This is a genomic window from Rhizobium sp. CB3090 (assembly GCF_029714285.1).
Classification (GTDB): Bacteria; Pseudomonadota; Alphaproteobacteria; order Rhizobiales; family Rhizobiaceae; genus Rhizobium.
On record NZ_CP121662.1, the window covers coordinates 1,553,204 to 1,573,497 of the forward strand.

At 58.3% G+C, this 20,294-nt stretch carries 19 protein-coding genes; 10 read left to right on the forward strand and 9 right to left on the reverse strand.

The window, feature by feature from the left end:
- Positions 1 to 11 precede the first annotated feature (11 nt).
- Both QA646_RS07590 and QA646_RS07595 read right to left on the reverse strand, forming a co-directional pair.
- Complete coding sequence (locus tag QA646_RS07590; RefSeq protein WP_283058433.1) at positions 12 to 1,379, reverse strand: metallophosphoesterase; 1,368 nt, start codon at positions 1,377 to 1,379, stop codon at positions 12 to 14.
- Positions 1,369 to 1,983: a recombinase family protein gene (locus QA646_RS07595; RefSeq protein ID WP_283058434.1), complete on the reverse strand. Its 615-nt coding sequence runs from the start codon at positions 1,981 to 1,983 to the stop codon at positions 1,369 to 1,371. The genes QA646_RS07590 and QA646_RS07595 overlap by 11 nt, the downstream gene beginning before the upstream one ends.
- A gap of 94 nt (positions 1,984 to 2,077) precedes the next feature.
- On the opposite strand from QA646_RS07595, the gene QA646_RS07600 reads away from it, so the two are divergent.
- Positions 2,078 to 4,981, forward strand: coding sequence for a Tn3 family transposase (locus QA646_RS07600; protein WP_283058435.1), 2,904 nt, complete (start codon positions 2,078 to 2,080; stop codon positions 4,979 to 4,981).
- Positions 4,982 to 5,009: 28 nt separating this feature from the next.
- The gene (locus QA646_RS30595) at positions 5,010 to 5,177 is read left to right on the forward strand and encodes a hypothetical protein (RefSeq protein ID WP_349254263.1); all 168 of its coding nucleotides are present in this window, start codon (positions 5,010 to 5,012) and stop codon (positions 5,175 to 5,177) included.
- A 16-nt stretch (positions 5,178 to 5,193) separates the two neighbouring features.
- Here the strand turns inward: QA646_RS30595 and QA646_RS07605 are convergent, their stop codons facing one another.
- Positions 5,194 to 5,460 carry a DUF1127 domain-containing protein gene (locus QA646_RS07605; RefSeq protein WP_283058437.1) on the reverse strand — a complete coding sequence of 89 codons (267 nt, stop codon included), beginning with the start codon at positions 5,458 to 5,460 and terminating at the stop codon, positions 5,194 to 5,196.
- 80 nt (positions 5,461 to 5,540) lie between these two features.
- On the opposite strand from QA646_RS07605, the gene QA646_RS07610 reads away from it, so the two are divergent.
- A complete protein-coding gene (locus tag QA646_RS07610; protein WP_283058438.1) occupies positions 5,541 to 6,959 on the forward strand; it encodes a PLP-dependent aminotransferase family protein in 1,419 nt (472 codons plus the stop codon).
- 153 nt (positions 6,960 to 7,112) lie between these two features.
- Positions 7,113 to 7,730 carry an acyloxyacyl hydrolase gene (locus QA646_RS07615; RefSeq protein ID WP_283058439.1) on the forward strand — a complete coding sequence of 206 codons (618 nt, stop codon included), beginning with the start codon at positions 7,113 to 7,115 and terminating at the stop codon, positions 7,728 to 7,730.
- Between the two features lie 155 nt (positions 7,731 to 7,885).
- On the opposite strand, the gene QA646_RS07620 is transcribed toward QA646_RS07615, so the two are convergent.
- Positions 7,886 to 8,875 (reverse strand): nitrilase family protein, encoded by a 990-nt coding sequence (locus QA646_RS07620; protein ID WP_283058441.1) that lies wholly within the window; start codon positions 8,873 to 8,875, stop codon positions 7,886 to 7,888.
- Between the two features lie 108 nt (positions 8,876 to 8,983).
- Between QA646_RS07620 and QA646_RS07625 the strand changes: the two genes are divergently transcribed.
- The 3 genes from QA646_RS07625 (at position 8,984) to QA646_RS07635 (ending at position 12,512) form a co-directional block, all read left to right on the forward strand.
- Positions 8,984 to 9,892, forward strand: coding sequence for a LysR substrate-binding domain-containing protein (locus tag QA646_RS07625; protein WP_283058443.1), 909 nt, complete (start codon positions 8,984 to 8,986; stop codon positions 9,890 to 9,892).
- Between the two features lie 137 nt (positions 9,893 to 10,029).
- On the forward strand, positions 10,030 to 12,261 hold the full coding sequence (gene purL, locus QA646_RS07630) for a phosphoribosylformylglycinamidine synthase subunit PurL (protein ID WP_283058444.1): 2,232 nt from the start codon (positions 10,030 to 10,032) through the stop codon (positions 12,259 to 12,261).
- Positions 12,262 to 12,278: 17 nt separating this feature from the next.
- Complete coding sequence (locus tag QA646_RS07635; protein ID WP_004108912.1) at positions 12,279 to 12,512, forward strand: BolA family transcriptional regulator; 234 nt, start codon at positions 12,279 to 12,281, stop codon at positions 12,510 to 12,512.
- Here the strand turns inward: QA646_RS07635 and QA646_RS07640 are convergent.
- Both QA646_RS07640 and QA646_RS07645 read right to left on the reverse strand, forming a co-directional pair.
- Positions 12,498 to 13,703: a hypothetical protein gene (locus QA646_RS07640; RefSeq protein ID WP_283058446.1), complete on the reverse strand. Its 1,206-nt coding sequence runs from the start codon at positions 13,701 to 13,703 to the stop codon at positions 12,498 to 12,500. The two genes, QA646_RS07635 and QA646_RS07640, sit on opposite strands and share 15 nt — an antisense overlap.
- A 127-nt stretch (positions 13,704 to 13,830) precedes the next feature.
- Positions 13,831 to 14,130 (reverse strand): hypothetical protein, encoded by a 300-nt coding sequence (locus tag QA646_RS07645; protein ID WP_283058447.1) that lies wholly within the window; start codon positions 14,128 to 14,130, stop codon positions 13,831 to 13,833.
- Positions 14,131 to 14,504: 374 nt separating this feature from the next.
- Between QA646_RS07645 and grxD the strand changes: the two genes are divergently transcribed.
- The 3 genes from grxD to QA646_RS07660 all read left to right on the forward strand — a co-directional run bounded on the left by grxD (position 14,505) and on the right by QA646_RS07660 (position 17,507).
- Positions 14,505 to 14,840, forward strand: a complete 336-nt coding sequence (grxD, locus tag QA646_RS07650) for a Grx4 family monothiol glutaredoxin (RefSeq protein WP_283058448.1) — start codon at positions 14,505 to 14,507, stop codon at positions 14,838 to 14,840.
- 140 nt (positions 14,841 to 14,980) lie between these two features.
- Positions 14,981 to 16,213, forward strand: a complete 1,233-nt coding sequence (locus tag QA646_RS07655) for a multidrug effflux MFS transporter (RefSeq protein WP_283059002.1) — start codon at positions 14,981 to 14,983, stop codon at positions 16,211 to 16,213.
- Between the two features lie 13 nt (positions 16,214 to 16,226).
- Entirely contained in the window at positions 16,227 to 17,507 is a 1,281-nt protein-coding gene (locus QA646_RS07660; protein ID WP_283058450.1) for a multidrug effflux MFS transporter, read from the forward strand.
- Positions 17,508 to 17,529: 22 nt separating this feature from the next.
- Here QA646_RS07660 and QA646_RS07665 read toward each other — a convergent pair whose 3' ends face one another.
- From QA646_RS07665 to QA646_RS07675, 3 genes are all read right to left on the reverse strand, one after another.
- A complete protein-coding gene (locus tag QA646_RS07665; RefSeq protein WP_283058451.1) occupies positions 17,530 to 18,450 on the reverse strand; it encodes an adenylate/guanylate cyclase domain-containing protein in 921 nt (306 codons plus the stop codon).
- 99 nt (positions 18,451 to 18,549) lie between these two features.
- Entirely contained in the window at positions 18,550 to 19,374 is an 825-nt protein-coding gene (locus QA646_RS07670; protein WP_283058452.1) for an inositol monophosphatase family protein, read from the reverse strand.
- 17 nt (positions 19,375 to 19,391) lie between these two features.
- Complete coding sequence (locus QA646_RS07675) at positions 19,392 to 20,219, reverse strand: inositol monophosphatase (protein WP_283058453.1); 828 nt, start codon at positions 20,217 to 20,219, stop codon at positions 19,392 to 19,394.
- Positions 20,220 to 20,294 lie beyond the last annotated feature (75 nt).

Consider the following 20,294-nt stretch of genomic DNA (forward strand, 5'->3'; position numbering starts at 1 on the left):
GGAATACTACCTTAAGCGAAATCCTGACGCACGCGGATAGTTAAGCCGGTCCCTTTGAACCGTCGGTCATGTTCTCCATGCTGGCCGTATCCAACATTCCAAGAACCCGGCCACTTAACGTTTTCAATTCCGGTCGCTGTGGCAGCTTTGAATGAGGTCCACACGGCTTCACTATGATGCCGGTAGAGAATGCCCCCTGGCCCCATCTCCGGATAGAAAGCGACATGAATATCAAAGTCCGAAGCAGCTACTAAATCGGGGCCGAACCAGTAGGAAGGGCTTCGTCCTGGCTGTCTCCCAACGACCAGAGTGAGAGTTTGCTTCGGTCCGCGCGTACCTAGCCAGACTGGAGCGATGGTCTCTGGAGAATGTGCGGTGAACAGCGTCTGCTCAGGTGCCCAGGGCTTCTGAGCCGTCCGTCCTACAACGCGAAATTCAACAACGCTTCCGCGACCGATCAATCCGGTAAAGAGTGCGTCAGATTTACCGTCCCCAACGCGCTGCCATTCAGTAGAAGCGGCGGTGGGCATAGGTGGCCATTGCAATCGCTCCCGTGCAACGCCCTCCGTGTCGAGCACCTGATATTTTAGCCCGTTTTCATCGAGCGCAGCCTGGATGCAGTGAAGATATTCAACACCTTCAGGCATTCTATGTGCTGTGCCGGCTCCAGCGGTGCAAATCTGAAGCACTCCTCGGTGCACCTGGACGTCATATGCGAGAATATGGCTGCAGACATAGGCAAGGACGTTCGCATCCACCAGTATATTCCAGAACTCATCAGCATACTCATGGCCGATTTCACGTTGGTAAGTTCCGGAAAAGCCGTTGACTGGAAATACCGGATGGTGGCCAAGCACGATTTTATATTTTGCATCAGCGTGCTGCTTGAGCGTTCTCTGCAACCATTCAGTTTCGACATGCCCCTCTCCACCGAGACCGGTCCAAAGCGTATGAACGAAGACCAACAATAAGTCGTCTCGACGGACCCAATAAGACAGCCCTTTCTGGTCCGCTGGACCGTTGTCTGGAAGCTGTAAGACTTCGCGAAAAATGTCCTCGCTCATCTTGTCGTATGCTGTGTGATTGCCTGTGGTATGCCACATCGGGATTTTCTGGCGGTCGAGCCATGCCATTTCGACTTCAAACCAGTGTTTCCACTGTTCGCGTAAAGCATCCGGATGAGGAGTTAGGCCGATTATTTCATCACCCGGAAACAGTATGAACTCAGGCTGTGGTGCCAGGCGCTTCACGATTGCGTTCACCTCAGCGAGCGTTCGTTCGTGCAGAGCGTTTGGAACGCCGGAACATGAATCGCCATACATTACGAACTGGTGGCCGCCCGATTTCGGAAGAAGCGCGGTGATAGGCTCATGTGCCATTGTTTAAATCTCTATTCCGTTTGAGAATGTCGTTGACGGTATTTTTGCTAATGCCGAGGTCTCTAGCGATCCAGCGATAGCTGCGGCCTTCAGCGATCAGCGCCATGACTTTCGGTGCAAGCCTATCTGACTTTGGTCGTTCTCCAGTTTGGCGGCCGAGTCTTCTGCCACGCGCTTTTGCAGCGGCTAGGCCGGACTTGACCCGCTCACTGATCAGATCGCGTTCGAATTCCGCAATGCCGGACAGGAAGGTTGCGAGCATTCGGCCGTGCGGAGAGGATAAATCGAAAGTCATCCCATTCATCGCGATGACTGAAACCTTCCAACTTTCCAGCTCGCGTAGCGTATTGAGAAGGTCGATGGTCGAACGGCCCCATCGGGACAGTTCAGTGACCAGGATGGCGTCGATCTGCCGGGCCTGTGCGAGGGCCATAATCTTACGGCGTTCAGCTCGGTCAAGCTTTGCGCCGGAACCCGTTTCTTTAAAAATTCCCGCCACTTCGTAACCGGCACGCTCGGCAAACGCCGTCAGGTCACGCTCCTGCCGCTCACATGACTGGTCGGCGGTCGAAACGCGGCAATAGATGGTGGCTCGCTGTCCCAATTGAACCCTTTTGGATTTTGATGCCGAAAGGCCTTGATTTGTATAAGCCGATCGTTGTCCAGAACAGACTATACTTCAATAGGGACAACGTTGCATGCCAAGGCGCACTATTCTGACCGAACGCCAGCGCGAGAGGCTATTTGATCTGCCGACCGACGAACCGTCATTGCTTCGACATTACATATTGAGTGACGAAGACCTGCGGCACATCAGGCAACGTCGTCGCCCTCGAAATCGATTGGGATTTGCTCTCCAGCTTTGCGCCTTCCGATATCCTGGCCGCCTCCTACAGCCAGGAGAGATGATCCCGCGATCGATGTTGGCCTTCATCGGTGCGCAGATCGGTGTCGTGGCTGAAGAACTTGCCGAGTACGGTGCCAGATCTGAAACGCGCTATCAACATTCGACGGCACTGCAGCAACTTTACGGCTATCGACCATTTGAAGGCCAGATTCGCGCAAACATGCTCATTTGGCTCAAGGAGGCTGCGGAGAAGTCAAAAACGAATGACTTATTGGCGGCCGAGTTCCTGGCGGAGCTGCGCCGTCGCCATGTCATCGTCCCGGCGGCCTCGACCGTCGAACGGTGCTGTGCCGACGCTTTGGTTGCCGCAGAACGTGCAATCGCGTCCCGCATCACTTGGCGTCTGGATGCACAAAGCCGCACTCGGCTGTTGTCCCTGCTTTCCGAAGCGGTCGATGGTCGGATTACGCGTTTTGTGTGGTTGCGTCAGTTCGAAGCCGGTTCCAATTCCAACGATATGAACAGCCTCCTCGACCGGCTGGACTTTTTGCGCAAGCTCGCCATCAATATTGGCACCCTCGACGATATCCCGCCTTTCCGCATGACTGGTTTGCGTCGTCAAGGCGAACGTTATTCCGCCGATGGAATGCGGGATCTGCCGGAAACTCGACGATTGGCGATATTGGCTGCGTGCGTCGTGGAGTGGACGGCCATGTTGGCGGATGTCGCTGTCGAAACGCATGATCGTATCGTCGGAAAGCTCTATCGCGCATGTGAACGCAAACGAGATGAGCTGTTGCAGGCCGAGCGCGCTTCGATCGGCGACACGCTGAAAATGCTTTCCCGCTTTGGCGGCGCATTGATCACCGCGCATGATGAGCAGGACGATTTGGGACTAGCCATCGCGGAAGGTGGTGGTTGGGAATTGCTCCGCCAAACTGTCGCGCAGGCGGCCGCGCTGACAGGCAAGGTCTCGGCAGATCCGCTGGAATTCGTGACTGACGGATATGCCCGTTTCCGGAGGTATGCGCCTCGGTTTCTGGAAATCCTGACGTTCCGAGGTGGGCGCGGCGCGGATTCGCTTCTCGAAGCATTGGAAGTGCTGCGCCGTCTCAATCGCCGCGGACATCGCACTTTGCCAGTCAATGCACCGCTCGACTTCGCTCGAGCCAAGTGGCGCAAAAGGATTCTGACGGATGGAAAACCCGATCGGCAAGTATGGGAAATCGGGATCTTGTTCGAACTTCGCAACGCGCTGCGCTCGGGCGACATCTGGCTGGCTGACAGCAGGCGGTATCGCGAGATCAGCACAGCACTGGTCCCGATTGAAACCGTCTCCGAAACTGCACGGCTGGCTGTTCCGCTGGAAGCCGACGACTGGCTTCGCCAGCGAAGCCAGATCCTCAAACGCGGCATGACGCAAATCGAATGTGCCAACGAGGCTGGTATTCTTGCAGGTGGGGCCATCGTCGACGGCAGGCTTCAGATCGATCGGCTCGAAAAGGCGACACCAGAGGAGGCTGCCGCACTCGTCCTGAAACTCTATGAAAGCATGCCGCTCGTTCGGATCACGGACATCCTCATTGAGGTCGATGAAAAGCTGCACTTCACCGATGCCTTCACCGATCTCCGTACGGGTATCGCCTGCGGCGACCGCATTGGTATCCTGACTGTTCTGCTCGCTGACGGCGTCAATCTCGGTCTCAGGAAGATGGCTGACGCCAGCGACACTCACACTTTCTGGGAGTTGCTGCGGATCGGTAAATGGCACGTTAGAGAGGAGACAACGGCACGCGCCCTTGCGATGATTGTTGAGGCACAGTCGAAATTACCTATGGCCCGCTTCTGGGGTGACGGAACCACTTCGTCTTCTGATGGTCAGCACTTCGCCGCAGGGTCGACCGGAGAAGCATTGAACGTCGTCAATGCCCGGTATGGCAATGAGCCTGGGCTTTCGGCATACAGTCACGTCTCTGATCAATATGCACCATATTCGACGCAGGTTATTCCCGCGACTGCTCACGAAGCGCCCTATATTCTCGATGGTCTGTTGCAGAATGACACCGGAAGGCAAATCCGCGAGCATTATGCTGATACGGGCGGCTTTACGGATCATGTTTTTGCCATCTGCTCTGTTCTCGGCTTCCGGTTCGCACCGAGAATCCGCGACCTGCCGGACAAGCGGATCTATGTTCCCGCGATCAACGAGGTGCCCCCCGTGCTTCAGCCGATGATCGGCGGCCGGATCAACATTCGGCTAATCCGTGAAAATTGGCCCGATATCCTGCGGCTCGCCGCCAGCATGGCCGCCGGGACCGTCGTGCCCAGCCAAATTCTTCGAAAACTTGCCGCCTATCCACGTCAGAACAGCCTGGCAGTGGCGCTCAGAGAGGTCGGGCGTCTCGAGCGCTCTATCTTCATGCTCGACTGGCTGAGCGACATTGATCTACAGCGCCGGGCGCAAATCGGATTGAACAAGGGCGAGGCGCATCATGCCCTGAAGCGTGCGGTCAACTTCAACAGGCGAGGTGAAATTCGAGACCGCTCGTCCGACGGACAGCAACATCGAATTGCTGGCCTCAACCTCCTCACAGCCGTCATCATCTATTGGAACGCATGGAAGCTCGGCGAAATCGTTGCCGAGCAAATTGACAGCGGTGAGCAGATCGACCTTGGGCTCCTGCCTCATGTCTCACCGCTCGGATGGGAGCATATAACGCTCACGGGAGAATATCGATGGCCGCCGTTAAGGTAGTATATCGCCCCCTCCCGCAAATGACCCCATATACGTCGCGGACCGTGAGCGAAGGCATGATCTTTCAGCAGCCATAGCGGAATATGACAGGCTGGCCGCGATCTATCCTTCGCTCGGCTACGAAATTCACGTCTTGCCGAAAGTGTCCGTCGAGAAGCGTGCAGATGCCGTGCTTTCCGTATTAGCTAACATCTAACCGTCCTCGGCGTCGTTCAGTCCCAGAAAAAGGATTTTCCCGCCTCGGCCATCGCTTCCCGACGGGTCAGGCCGATGTCGCGCAGCTCGTCATCGGTCAGATGGCGCAAAGTCCAGCGGCTTTCCCGTTTCTGCAACCAAACTGCAAAAGCATCAAAAAGGCGCCGCGCCAAGCGCGATATCGGCATGAAGGCGCGTGGCGCCTCTCCACCACTCACTATGGCGGTCTTGCTGAGTTCAGTTGTATCTATTGTATCCATTTCTTGCTCGCTTGATCGTGACAATCGAAATGTATCGAGCCAAACGACACAAATTGACTCATAATATTGACTCTATTCGCGAAGCAATCTAACAAATTGTCATTATGACAAATTGGCTACCCGACATATCCAGCGGAACCGGTCCGGTTTACATCCGTGTCGCCGACAGCATCGAGAATGCAATTACGCATGGCGTGCTGCCGCCGGGCACGAAGCTGCCGCCGCAACGCAATCTCGCCTACGATATCGGGGTGACGATCGGCACGGTCAGCCGCGCCTATGCGCTCGTACATGAGCGCGGCCTTGTGGCAGGTGAAGTCGGGCGTGGCACCTATGTGCTTGAGCGCGCCAACGGCAAACAGATCGAGCCCGTGGATCCGATTACGCAGGCGCTCGCCGGCACCCGCGGTCTTGAGGTCCCCGGCGACAAAATCCGTTTCGATACGACAGCGGCGCCGGATATCGGCCAGGGCGAGATCATCGGCCAGCTCTTCGCCGATATCAGCCGCGATCATCCGACTGAGATTTCCTCTTATTCGCGAAACTTCCCGGCGAACTGGTTTCGCGCCGGCCAGGTCTGGCTTGCCCGTAACGGCTGGCAGCCGGCGATCGAAACGATCGTGCCGACACTCGGCGCTCACGCCGCCGCCATCGCCGTCATCTCCGCCGTCACCTCGCCGGGCGATAAGATCGTCTTCGAGAACCTGACCTATACGCAGGTCAGCCGCGCCACCCGCCTTCTCGGTCGCCGTTCCATCCTGGTGGACTCCGATGAGCACGGCATTATCCCTGACGATTTCGAACGGCTTTGTCAGCAGCAACACCCGCGCCTGGCGTTCCTGATGCCGACGGCACACAATCCGACGTTGGTGACCATGCCGGAGGCGCGCCGCCGGGCCATTGCCGCCATAGCGCGCCGCCATAGCGTCTGGCTGATCGAAGACGATCTCTATGGCGGCATGACCGAAGATCCGAATCCGCTGATGGCGGACATTGCACCGGAGCGCACGTTCCTCGTCAGTGGCCTGTCAAAATCGGTAACTGCCGGCGTGCGCGGCGGCTGGGTTGCCTGCCCGCAGCATTTCGCCCAACGCATCAAGGTCACCCACAAGATGACGACCGGCGGCTTGCCCTTCATCCTGGCTGAAACCTGTGCCCGACTGGTGCTTAGCGGCCACGCGATGGCGCTGCGGCGTCAGGCGGTCGAGGAAATTCGCGCCCGTGAACAATTGGCGCGGGAAAAGCTGTCGGGCTTCGAATTCACCTCGCATCCGCATGTCCCCTTCCTATGGCTGAAACTGCCCGAACCCTGGCTTTCGGGTACGTTCAAGAATGCCGCCCTTGCCGAGGGCGTCCTCGTCGACGACGAGGACGAGTTCAAGGCCGCCCGCACGGACAAGGCCTATCACCGCGTCCGCATCGCCTTTTCATCACCACAACGCCGCGACGAGGTCGCGAGCGGCTTCATGACGTTACGTCACCTGCTGGAAAATGGGTCCGCGAGCTATGACAGCCACATATGAGGGCTGACGGCCGATTATGACGTCACTGTTGCAGTTTCGCTTCAGTTTTTGCGAAATGCACTGTCATATACTCTAGCCTACTTTACCTCGACCTTAAGGATGCTACCACTTGGTTAACGACTGAGAATCGGTTGCCATCTGGGGGTTGGGTGCATGGCTTTTGACGCTATTTCTAGGGGCCGTTTTTGGACACGTGCGCTCACCGCTTTGGTGATGATTGGTTCGGCTAGTGTCGCTGAATCCGCTGCCGCCGCAGACATTGCGGGCACAAAAGCAGCCACGGAAACCAAGATATTCGATGAACTTCGCTTCGGCGCCAGCGGCTCCATCCAGACCGGGCATGACCATGAAGCCGGCGTCTTTCCGGAAGTCGAAGTGCTGTTCAATCCCTTCGGCTACAATCCGACAGACGATTGGAAAGATCAGCTCTTGCGCCCGCGCATTCACTTGGGCACCTCGATCGGCACCACCGATACAGCAGCGACGCAAGTCTTTACCGGCCTGTCTTGGACACTCACTCATAGCAACGGCATCTTCACGGAAGCCGGTTTCGGCGGCACCGTGCATACCGGCAATCTCGACGATTGGACCAAAGATGGCCCAATGCTCGGCTGTCGCCTGCTTTTCCACGAATATGCTGGGGTCGGCTATAATTTCGACAGTCACTGGAGCCTGATGGCGCAGGTGGCGCATTCCTCGCACGCCAATCTCTGCGATGGGCCGAATGCCGGTATGACTCGTGCCGGCCTTCTGGTGGGCTACAAGTTCTGATGATCTGAGAGCGGCAACAAATAGCTGCTTGTTTGACACAAGCTTCAGCCTGCCAATCAACGAGATCGTAGAGCGCAAGATGCACCTTGGCGCCGCCAATATCACCAGCAAGGATGATCGTTTCCCCTCTGTCGGCGCAGCTTGCGCAATGATGCTCACAGCGCCTCGTCTGCACCCGGGTGCTTGCGGGTCGAGGTATCGGAGAACCTAGCGTCCATCGGTGAAAGGCCTTGTGGATTAGGCCGCGTCAGAACGCCGTAAAGCTCCGGGCGACGGCCGCGAATCCAGCGCTGCCCCGTGCATTTGTCGAGCAAAGCGAGATCTATTTCGGTGCTCACGATCGCGTCGGCGGCCTGCCAGGTCTCAACCAAAATCCGGCCATAGGGATCGAGGATCATGGCATTGCCTGTGCGCACTTCATCCTCGTCTTGGCCGACGCCATTGCTAAACACCAAAAACATCCCGTTGTCATGAGCGCGAGACGGCAACCAGCGCATGAACCACTCGCGACCATTCGGACCACGAATTTCGGCTTCGATCGCTTCCGGGTCTTCATGCCGGCGGGTCCATTTCTCGACGGGAATTCGCTTCATGCCGTGCGGGCTGACGGAATAGCCGCCGCCGGCCTGATGCGGCGCGATCAGCATTTCTGCGCCAAGCAGGGCGTTTGCCCGCGCGTTCTCGATCAGATTGTTGTCCCAGCAGATCAGAATGCCGGCGCGGACACCCCAAGGCGTATCGAAAACCGTGAAGGCATTGCCGCTGGAGATGAGACGATGCTCCCAGGCATGGAGTTTGCGATGGCAGTGAATCTGCCCATCCGGTATGCAAACGGCATAGCTGTTGTATAGAGATTGATCGCCGGCCAGCTCCAAGAATCCCGCGCCGATCGCGATCCCCTTCTCGCGTGCCAGGGCAGCAAGATAGGAAATCGACGGGCCTGAAAGCGGTTCGGCAAGTGCATACAGGCCCTCTTGATCCATCTTGGGAACATGCCAGTATCCGGTGATGCACATCTCCGGGAACGCGACGAACTGGCTGCCTGCAAGAACTGCCTCGTTCGTGAAATGCGTGATCCGTGCAAGGTTGTAGGCCTTGTCGCTGGCTTTGTGCTGAAACTGCACGGAAGAAACCTTGAACGTCATGACCGATGCCCCTGATGACTTGTGGCGATGAAATGCTTCATGATGATTTGACCGTGCCGGTACCCTTTTGTAAAATGAAACTTTCGATCAAAAATATTCGGAAATGGAATGGAAATTAAACTGCTACGATCTTTCATCGAGCTGGCCGATGCGGGTCACTACGGCAAGACCGCAGCGAAGTTGTTCATCACGCAATCGACGCTGTCCAAGCAAATACAGGCGCTGGAAGAAACCGTTGGAGGAGCACTGTTCGAGCGCGGGCGGCATGGCGCGATATTGACGCCATTGGGGATGCTGCTAAAGCGGGAAGCGCGGTCGCTCCTGCGCCTTAGCGAGGATATCGATGTCAAGATGCGCCGAGCCAATGCCGGGCTGACAGGGCAGCTAGACATTGGATTCGGCGTTTCGACGCTCATCATCGCGCCCGAACTGATCGCTGGATTTCGTGCGACGATACCGGACAGCCAGATCACGCTTAATGATTTACCGTCACGAGAACAGCATCAGCGTTTAATGACTGGCCGGCTCGACGTCGGTTTTTGCCGAGCGCCGGAGGAAGACGGCGAGTTGTCTTTCATGCCGCTCATTGAGGAGCAACTGGCATTGGTGCTCCCCCGCGAGGTGGAGTTTCCTACTCCGGATCGAGTATCGACATTGAACCGCCTTGGTTTTGTTGCGCTCTCCCCGTCTAGCGGGCCGGGGTTGGATGGGCAGGTCAGCCGCTGGTGTACAGCGAGCGGCTTCAAGCCGCGTATCGTTCAACACGCCGAAGATATTCTGACCGTGCATGCCGTGGTGGCTGCCGGGCTGGGAGCGGCATTTTTACCATGGCGCGGCGTCAATGCTTTGTCCGGTCGCACCCATCAGCAACCTCTCTCCGGTGTGGAATCGAGTTGGCCCGTTGGCCTTTGCTGGCACGAAAAACAAGCAACTCCTTTATTGAGCCGATTTGTAGACTATGTATCGAAACGTCGGCGAGGAGACACTTCCCTGGACGACCAGCAGGAACAGTTCTAGCAAACGCCCGGTCGTAAATAGTGGCTGTTGTGAACGCGGTCATTTTCCTGTCGCACGACAGGTTCACATGCGCTAAAGAGACCTCGATCCCCTGACCGGCCTTCAAACCCTTTACAGGCAAGGACCATCGAGCGCCCATGACCATTTCCAATTCGATCCAGATCACCCCCGAACTCATTGCCGCCCACGGCCTGAAGCCGGATGAGTATCAGCGCATTCTGGATCTGATCGGCCGCGAGCCTTCCTTTACCGAACTCGGCATCTTCTCGGCCATGTGGAACGAGCATTGCTCGTATAAATCCTCGAAGAAGTGGCTTCGCACACTGCCGACCCAGGGGCCGCGCGTCATCCAAGGCCCCGGCGAAAATGCTGGAGTCGTCGACATCGATGACGGCGATTGCGTCGTCTTCAAGATGGAAAGCCACAACCACCCCTCCTACATCGAACCCTATCAGGGTGCTGCGACCGGCGTCGGCGGCATTCTGCGCGACGTCTTCACCATGGGCGCGCGCCCGATTGCAGCCATGAATGCGCTCCGCTTCGGCGAGCCGGATCATCCGAAAACCCGCCACCTGGTTTCCGGCGTCGTTGCCGGCGTTGGTGGCTACGGCAATTCGTTCGGCGTGCCGACCGTAGGCGGCGAAGTCGAATTCGATGCTCGCTACAACGGCAATATTCTGGTCAACGCCTTTGCCGCCGGCCTTGCGAAATCCAACGCCATCTTCCTGTCGGAAGCCAAGGGCGTCGGCCTGCCGGTCGTCTATCTCGGTGCCAAGACCGGCCGTGACGGCGTCGGCGGCGCGACCATGGCCTCGGCAGAATTCGATGAATCGATCGAAGAGAAGCGCCCGACCGTTCAGGTTGGCGATCCCTTCACCGAAAAGTGCCTCCTGGAGGCCTGCCTGGAGCTGATGCAGACAGGTGCTGTCATCGCGATCCAGGACATGGGGGCGGCTGGCCTCACCTGCTCGGCCGTCGAAATGGGCGCCAAGGGTGATCTCGGCATCGAGCTCGACCTCGACAAGGTGCCGGTGCGCGAAGAGCAGATGACAGCCTACGAGATGATGCTGTCGGAAAGCCAGGAGCGCATGCTCATGGTGCTGCAGCCGGAAAAGGAAGCCGTCGCCAAGGCGATTTTCGTGAAATGGGGCCTGGATTTCGCCATCGTCGGCAAGACGACGGACGATCTGCGTTTCCGCGTGATCCACCAGGGCGAGGAAGTTGCCAACCTGCCGATCAAGGATCTCGGCGACCAGGCGCCGGAATATGATCGGCCGTGGCGCGAATCCGACAAGCGCGCCGAGCTGCCCGCCAATCTCGTCGCTGCCCCTGAGGACTATGGCCAGGCGCTGTTGACGCTCGTCGGTTCGCCCAATCAATCCAGCCGCCGCTGGGTTTATGAACAATACGACACGCTGATCCAGGGCAATTCCCTGCAGATTCCGGGCGGTGACGCCGGCGTCGTTCGCGTCGAAGGCCATCCGACAAAGGCGCTTGCCTTCTCCTCGGATGTGACGCCGCGCTATGTCGAAGCCGATCCGTTCGAAGGCGGCAAGCAGGCCGTCGCCGAATGCTGGCGCAATATCACGGCAACCGGCGCCGAGCCGCTGGCCGCGACCGACAACCTGAATTTCGGCAATCCGGAAAAGCCCGAGATCATGGGCCAGTTCGTCGGCGCGATCAAAGGCATCGGCGAAGCCTGCCGGGCGCTCGATTTCCCGATCGTCTCGGGCAATGTCTCGCTTTATAACGAGACCAACGGCGTTGCGATCCTACCGACGCCGACGATCGCCGGCGTTGGCCTGCTTCCGGACTGGAAGGCGATGGCGCGCATCGGCTCCGCTTCGGAAGGCGATCGGATCATCCTGTTCGGCGTCGACGGCAGCCATCTCGGCTCCTCCGTCTATCTGCGCGATATCCTCGGTTCAATGGATGGTCCGGCCCCGGAGGTCGACCTTTTTGTAGAGCGTCGCAACGGCGATTTCGTCCGTTCAGCCATCCGCAACGGTCAGGTCACCGCCTGCCACGACATTTCCTCGGGCGGCCTTGCGGTGGCCCTGGCCGAAATGGCAATAGCGTCGGGCAAGGGACTGCGCATCGATCTCGCCGAATCCAAGGGCCTGCCCCATGCCATACTCTTCGGCGAGGACCAGGCGCGCTATGTTGTCGCCGTGCCTGCCGATGTCGCCGATTTCGTCTGCATCAATGCGGAAAGCGCCGGCGTGCCGTTCCGTCGCCTCGGCACGGTTGAGGACGATGCGCTTGTCGTCGAGGGACTGCTGTCGGTTTCGGTTCGGCAGTTGCGCGAGGCGCATGAATCGTGGTTTCCTGCCTTCATGGATGGCAGTGCACTCGCCGCTGCCGAATGACGTGAGGTAAATCACTAATGCCAATGAATCCCGGCGATATTGAAGACATGATCAAGGCCGGCATTCCCGGCGCCAAGGTGACGATTCGCGACCTGGCCGGGGATGGCGACCACTATGCGGCCGAAGTCGTGGCCGAAGCCTTCCGCGGCAAGAGCCGCGTACAGCAACACCAGATGGTCTATGACGCGCTTAAGGGGAATATGGGCGGCGTGCTGCATGCCCTGGCGCTACAGACATCAGCGCCCGACTGAGGAAAGCCGGGCGTTTTCATCGTCATTGCCGGCTCCGAAAGTCAGATCCGGCATATTGGCCTGAGTGAATGTTGCAAAGCTCGAAGCCGGCAGCGGGCTGGCCGTCAAAAGCGTGAAGTCGAAGGGAGCTCGGACATCCGGTCCGAGCACATATTGCCTGTGCACGCGCAGGAAATCCCGCCTGATCTTGGCATAATGCTGCGCCGTCAGCATCTTCTTGAAGCGAACGAATATGATTGTGGGCTGCGCTTCCTCCGCATGTCCGCAGACAGCAGCGACCTTCGCCTTGTAGAAATGAATCGCATCAGTCAGGCAGTGGACGTCGAGCCAAAATATCTCCTGGCAGCGGGCCAATAGGCCAACGCGCGAGCGCAGCACAGCGGCGGGCCGCAGCAATGCACATTGCAGGATCGCACTGCCGAGCGTCGTGAACACGACGCGTTTGCCTTGAAACAGTTCAGGTTCCCGTTCGAGCAGCAGTCCGATCACGTGGGCGGCGACGCTCGAGCCCATGCTGTGGGACGAAATCACATATTCGTCGGCCGGTTCGTCAAGCGCCTGGCGAGCGCTGATGGCGCAGGCTTCGATCCACTGCTCGGCACCGATACCGTTCAATCCCGCCATGGCGACGGCCATTTCCCAGTCGGCAAAGAGGTGCAACGTATGCAGCCTCTCGGCCTGCGGCAGGAAGACATAAATGAAGAAGCCCACCGCCAGGGCGATGCTGCCGATATGGCTCCAGGAGGGAAGACCGAACGCAAAGGGTGAGAGAGCGATGGTGAGGCCGATGAGCAGCCCGACCAGCATCAGCAGGAACGGAAAGATGAAGAATAGGCCGAACCGCCAGGCATGCCGGAAATAGCCCGTCAGACCGCCTGACAATGCGACTTTTGTAGCGGCGAGGTAACCCTGGCCCAACCGCACGGAAAAGAGCCTGCCATTCAATTTGGCGACCAGATCATTGTGGTCGAGGATATGAACGCGGCTCCGGGTTTCCCAATCCGCTCCCCTTGCATCGACGTCGAAATACGGCGCCCTGCCGAAATTTCGAAGCGTATCGACGGCCACCGAAAAATCCCATGCAGCAGCACTTTGCTTGGCGGATCGCTCGTAGCGCGCCCTATGCGCTGTCGCATCCAACGGTTCGAAGCCGGGGAAGTGGAGGACCACCCTCTTCTTTATGCTATTCATATTGTTCTTAATTCCCGGCGAGTTACACAGGATGCCGTCAACACCATGACCTGTCGGCTTTTTCATGGCAGCCTATCGTGAAAGCTATGCGCGAGGTTCCCACGATATGGTTAAGGAATCCCCGATATCAGCAATCGCTGCCGGCATAGGGCGAAAGGTCGGCGCAGGAATCGCGCGACGGAGCGGTCATGATCTTCTGAACGGTCGCGGATTGGACCTGCGGCACTGCCGTTGTGGATGCGCGATAACCGAAAGCAATGCTGAGAATCAGAACGATGATGCTGACCGTGATGGCGCTGTTCAGTATCGATGCTCTGGGGGTGCGAACATGCTCGTAATATTCCCGTTCGCCCTCACTCGTCTCACAGGCGCCATAAAATTCGCGCTCTTCGCCAACCTGGCCGTCGGAATAGTGATGATGGCTCATGGTACCCACTCCCTCAAAAATGCATGCAATAAAAGGGACTGGTACACGCCACGCCGCCTTCACCGGCATGAATCAACGTTTCCCGCCCCCGGCAAAAATGGGCCGGCGGCACGATACTAAGCGTCCCTTGTTTATTGCTATGTGTGTTGTTCAGCTTCCACGTTGAAGGTGCGATTTCAAAACGCACTGTTCAAAAAAACTCGCTAATTTCCGCATTGCGCCATCATTCGGAACCATTGTTGCGCGAAAGCCCATTCATGCGATGAAAAACATCTCGTGTGCATGATTGCGGCTGGAAATAGAACGTTCACCTTGCTATTTAGGGATAAGATTTGAAGCTGCGGACCTTGAACCCGCATGTGAAAGGACGAGATATGAGCGGCATTAACGAATTCATCGACAACGAAGTGAAGAATAACGACGTCGTTCTCTTCATGAAGGGCACTCCGCAGTTCCCGCAGTGTGGTTTCTCGGGCCAGGTGGTCCAGATCCTCGACTATATCGGCGTCGACTATAAGGGCATCAATGTTCTGGCCGATTCGGAAATTCGCCAGGGCATCAAGGATTATTCCAATTGGCCCACCATCCCGCAGCTCTATGTGAAGGGCGAATTCATCGGCGGTTGTGACATCGTGCGCGAAATGTTCCAGGCGGGCGAGTTGCAGCAACATCTTCAGGAAAACGGCATCAGCGTACGCGGCGCCGCCTGACCGGTCACCGGGCTCTTCCGTCCGGTTTCCATAGTCCAATTCAGTTGATAAGGCGCTGCCGCCGGGCAGCGCCTTGATATGTTTATGGGAATTAAACCGTGACGACTACATCCCAGGCTACGGCCCAGGGGCAATTGCCCATGGGCAAACGCGAGTTCATTGTGCTCGCGGCCTTCCTGATGGCGGTCAATTCGCTGGCCATCGACATCATGATCCCCGCCCTGCAGCAAATCGGCTCCAGTCTCGGCGTGGAAAACGAAAACCATCGGCAATATGTCGTGACCGCCTATCTGATCGGTTTCGGCTCTGCGCAGCTTTTCTATGGCCCGCTATCTGACCGCTTCGGCCGCCGTGTGCCGCTGCTGATCGGCCTTGCCGTCTATATCATTTCCGCCTTCGGCATTGCGCTGATCCCGTCCTTTGCCGGCCTGCTTGCCCTGCGCTTCATCCAGGGCCTGGGCTCTGCGGCGACGCGCGTCATCACCATCTCGATCGTCCGCGACGTTTTCGGCGGCCGTCAGATGGCCGAAGTCATGTCATTGATCATGATGGTCTTCATGATCGTACCGGTCATCGCGCCGGGAAGCGGGCAGGTCATCATGCTGGTCAGCACCTGGCACATGATCTTCGTCTTCATCGGCACAATGGCGACGCTTGTCGGCATCTGGATGTATTTCCGGCTGCCGGAAACGCTTAGGCCGGAGAATGTCCGCCCCCTCACCGTAAAATCGGTCCTTTCCGGCTTCGGCATGGTTCTGACGAACCGTGTCGCTCTGTGTTACACGATCGCCAACACCTTCCTGTTTGGAGCGCTGTTCGGCTTCATCAATTCGGCGCAGCAGGTCTACAACGACATATACGGGCTTGGCGTCTACACACCACTTGCCTTCGGTGGCGTGGCGCTGTTCATGGCGCTGTCCTCCTTCATAAATTCGCAGCTCGTCGGGCGCTTCGGCATGCGGCGGCTGTCGCATGCGGCCCTGGTCGGCTTTGCCACCATCACCTTTCTGTGGCTGATGGTGCAGCTCTACGGTCCGGCACCGATGCCCTTCGCGCTGTTCATGGTCCTCTTTGCGCTGGCCATGTTCCAGTTCGGGTGGATCGGCTCGAACTTCAATTCGCTCGCCATGGAACCATTGGGCCATGTCGCCGGCACGGCTTCTTCCGTGCTCGGCTTCATGAGCACGGTCGGCGGCGCCTCGATCGGCGCGGCGATCGGTCAGCTCTACGATGGGACGGCAACGCCGATGATCGTCGGCTATTTCACCGTCTCGCTGATCGGCATCGGCTTCGTGCTCATCGCCGAGAAGGGGCGCCTCTTCAGACCGCAGAATGCGCCGCCGCCCTCCGACCAGTCCCTCGCCCTTCACTGACAGGCATCTTGACATGAACCCGACCCAAACAAAGCCCGTGGAGCAATCCGGCTCCGCCCGCATCGGCCTCGGCATCGTCGAATTCATCATCATCATCGCGCTGATGACGGCGAGCATCTCGATGGGCATAGACAGCATGTTGCCGGCCCTGCCGAATATCGGCCAGTCGCTGGCGGTCGCCAATCCCAATGACACGCAATTGGTCATCGGTGTCTATTTCCTCGGCTTCGGCATCTGCCAGCTATTTTTCGGCAGCCTGTCCGATGCTTACGGCCGCCGCAATATCCTCCTCGGCGGCCTCATCTTCTACACGGTAACGCTGTTCGCGGCCGCTTGGAGCGGCACTCTCACTGCGCTGCTCGTGTTGCGCTTCATCCAGGGCGTCGGTGCCGCCGCCGTTCGCATCACCACCTTGGCGATCGTCCGCGATTGCTTCGGCGGCCGCGAAATGGCGCGGGTCATGTCCTATGTCACCATCGTTTTCATGATCATGCCGATGGTCGCCCCTTTTGTCGGTCAATTGATCGTCGCCCATTCGAACTGGCAATGGATTTTCATTGCATTGGCTATCGCGAGTGCCGTGCTCTTTCTCATTGCCTTCCTTCGCATGAAGGAAACATTGCCTGACCATGAGCGCCTGCCACTCTCCGTCAGTTCGGTGGTGTCCGGCTTCAAAACGGTGCTGACCAACCGTATCACCTGCGGCTATATGCTCGGTTTGACGCTCTTCACCGGCGTCATCTGCGCCTATGTGGTCTCGGTTCAGCAGGTGTTCGGCGAAGTCTACGGTCTCGGTGAATGGTTTCCGATTGCTTTTGCCGCGACGGCGGGCGGCACTGCGGTTGCTCAGTTCGCCAACGGCTATTTCGTTCGTAGCTACGGCATGCGGCGCATCTCGCATGTCGCGATGATCATCTTCACCGTTCTCGGCGCCTTCGGTTATGTCGCCGGCACGGCAGGTCTGCCGAGCTTCCTGTTCACCTATATTCTGATCTCGGTGATGCTGATGATGTTTGCTGTCATCACCACCAATTTCATGGCCATCAGCCTGGAGCCGATGGGGCATCTGGCAGGAACGGCTGCCGCAATTACCAGCTCCGTCTCCACCACCGGCGGCGTATTGCTCGGCGGCATCGTCGGCCAGATGTTCGATGGAACCGTCCAGCCGCTGATCGCTGGCTTCACCATTTTCGGGGCCTTGACGATTGCTGCCACGCTATGGGCGGAAAAGGGCAAGCTCTTCACCCATCCTGGCGACAGCCCGCAGCTTGAGCCAGGCATGGGTCATGTCTGAGCAGCAGTCTCCCAACGCGGCGTCATATGTCGCCGCGTTGGCGCTTGACCCAGCGAATGCCGGCAAGAACCGCCAGACCCAATAGCGGCCAAATCGCCCAGGGCGTGCCGTGCCATGATAGAAGGTTGACCCCGACGAGGCCGGCACCGACTACTGCGAAAGTGGCGAGTCGGCGATCAAACTGGCTGTTCGTTCGCGCCCAGCGAAGCCCCGCCGCCATCGCTATGCCAAGCACAGGCCACGCCGCCCAAAACTCGCCGTGCCATGTGAGAATATTCAGCGCCACCAAACCCACGGCGATCACCGCGAGCACGCCGTAACTCCGCTCACCTCGTACGGCCGCTTCCACAATGGTCGGAGGAGCACTAGGAGTTTGTTCTCGGACGCTTCCGCGATTTGTCGGTGGCGAATCAGTTTGAGGTGCGCCGATCCGCACCGCATAGCTCGGCACGCCGCCGTCGATGTTTTTGACCTCCAATTGGCCAAGAAAATCGAACCCCACTGCCACCTTGTTGCGGACCTGGTCGTAGACCGTATTCGAAATGACAATGCCGCCGGCAACTGCACATGCCTGAAGGCGGGCGGCGATATTGACGCCATCGCCATAAATATCGTTGCCCTCGGCGATAACGTCACCGAGGTTGAGGCCGATGCGAAAAAGCATCTGCGTATCGGGATCGCTGCTGGCATTATAGCCGGCAAGTTCGTTTTGAACGTCGATTGCCGCTCGCAAAGCCTCGACAACGCTGGGAAATTCGGCAAATACCCCATCGCCCCAGGTATTGATCACACGGCCGCCATGCGCTTCGATCAGTCGCGCCATGGCATCTCGATAGCGCTTCAGCGTTGCGAGCGTGCCTTCCTCGTCGTTCCGCATCAAGCGCGTGTAATCTTGAACGTCGGCGGAGAAGATGGTCGTCAGCTTGCGGCTCGTTTCGGTCATCTCGCTTGTCCCAGCCCGAGATCCCGCCAAACGGCGGTTGTATAGCGTGAGTGAAGATAATGTTCCGCTCACGACTTTCCAAGTGGGAACACTGCTACCTCAAACGGTGAAAACCTCTCTCCGCAACACTTCCCATGATGCCCCGTCCGGCGCTATCAAAAGGCCACCGTCGATATGATGCGGCAGATAGGGCGAGCCATCGAGGCGCCTGGCGTAGGCGCCCGCCTCCTTCGAGATCAGGGTGCCAGCCAAATGATCCCAAGGCATCAGTTTGTAATACATGAGATAATGGACATGCCCGCCGGCAAAAGTGCGGTACTCATGGGCCGCGCAGCGGTAATTTGTGAGAAAACGAACCTTGGCGAGATTGCCCATGATTTCGGCGCGTTTGTCCTTCGGCAGGTAACCGGTGGAGGCCATGCCGACCATATCTTCCAGCGCAACCGGCGTTGCCACGGAGAGGCGCTGCGCCTCGCCATCCGGCCGTCGGAGCCAGGCCCCGCCACCCCTTTCCGCCAGCACCCAATCGTCGCCCATCGGATCGAAGATGATGCCGGCCACCGTCTCCCCCTTGGAGATCACCGAAGCCATGACGCCGAATGCGGGAACGCCGGAGGCGAAATTGAAGGTGCCGTCGATGGGATCGACGATGATGGCCAGCTCCGCCCCGACTATCTTGTTAAGGAGCGCTGGTTCTGCGGCAACCGACTCTTCGCCGACGAAAAGCGCGCCCGGCCAAAGCTGTTTGACCTCCGCCTTGATCATCCGCTCGGCCTGCTCATCCGCTTCGGTCACGAGATCGGTCGCCTCGCTCTTGGCACGGACATCGTCACTGCCGAGCCGGCGGAAGCGCGGCAGGATCTCCGTCTGGGCTGCACGGCGCAAAAGCTCGGCTAGGGTGGTAATGTCAATGGACGATGTCATGATACAATCCTTTCCTGTCAGCAACCAATGATCTCGCGACGGATCATCCGCCAACTTTCCTCATCCGGCGCCGAAATAATGCCGCCTGTGGTTTCACCTGGGCGATAGGGCGTGCCGTCGAATTTTGCCGTAAATCCGCCAGCCTCCTGATGCACCAGCACACCGGCGAGATGGTCCCATGGCATCAGCTTCGCGTGACCGATGAAATGGATCTTGCCCGAGGCGACCAGCCAATATTCATAGGCCGAGCAGTTCAATGAAAAGGACATGCGTACCTTCGCCATGTTGGCGTTGATGCGCGAGCGGTGCGGCTCGTCCATATGCCCCCAGGACATTAAGCCGACCATCTCGCCCAAGGGTACGGCCGGGGCGACCGCCAACCGGCTCACCTGCCCTCCCCGTCGCCGCAAATAGGCGCCGGCACCGCGCACGGCCGTAACGGTATCGCCGAGCACCGGATCATGGATGATACCGGCAATCGTTTCGCCCCTGGCAACAACGGCGAGGATCGTTCCGAAGAGAGGCGAACCGGACGCGAAATTGAACGTGCCATCGACCGGATCGATGACAAAGGCGAGCTCCGCATCCGCCAACGCCGGCACGACCGACCTGTCGGCCTCATAGGCTTCCTCCCCCACGATGAGCGCGTCGGGAAAACGCGATTTCAGCGCTGCCGTGGTATGTTTTTCCGCCAACAGATCAGCTTGCGTCACCACATCGATGGCCGAGGTCTTTTCAGAAACACCACCGACGCCAAGGTTGCGGAAACGCGGCAGGATTTCCTGCGCTGCGGCCTCGGCCACTGTTGCCATCAGATATTCGAAGTCTAAATCGGAGAGCGTCATCGGTGGCCTTTGTCTGAAGAGGGAGCTCCTCTTATGCCCGATTCGATGACGCCGATGTGGCAAAAGCTCAGCTTT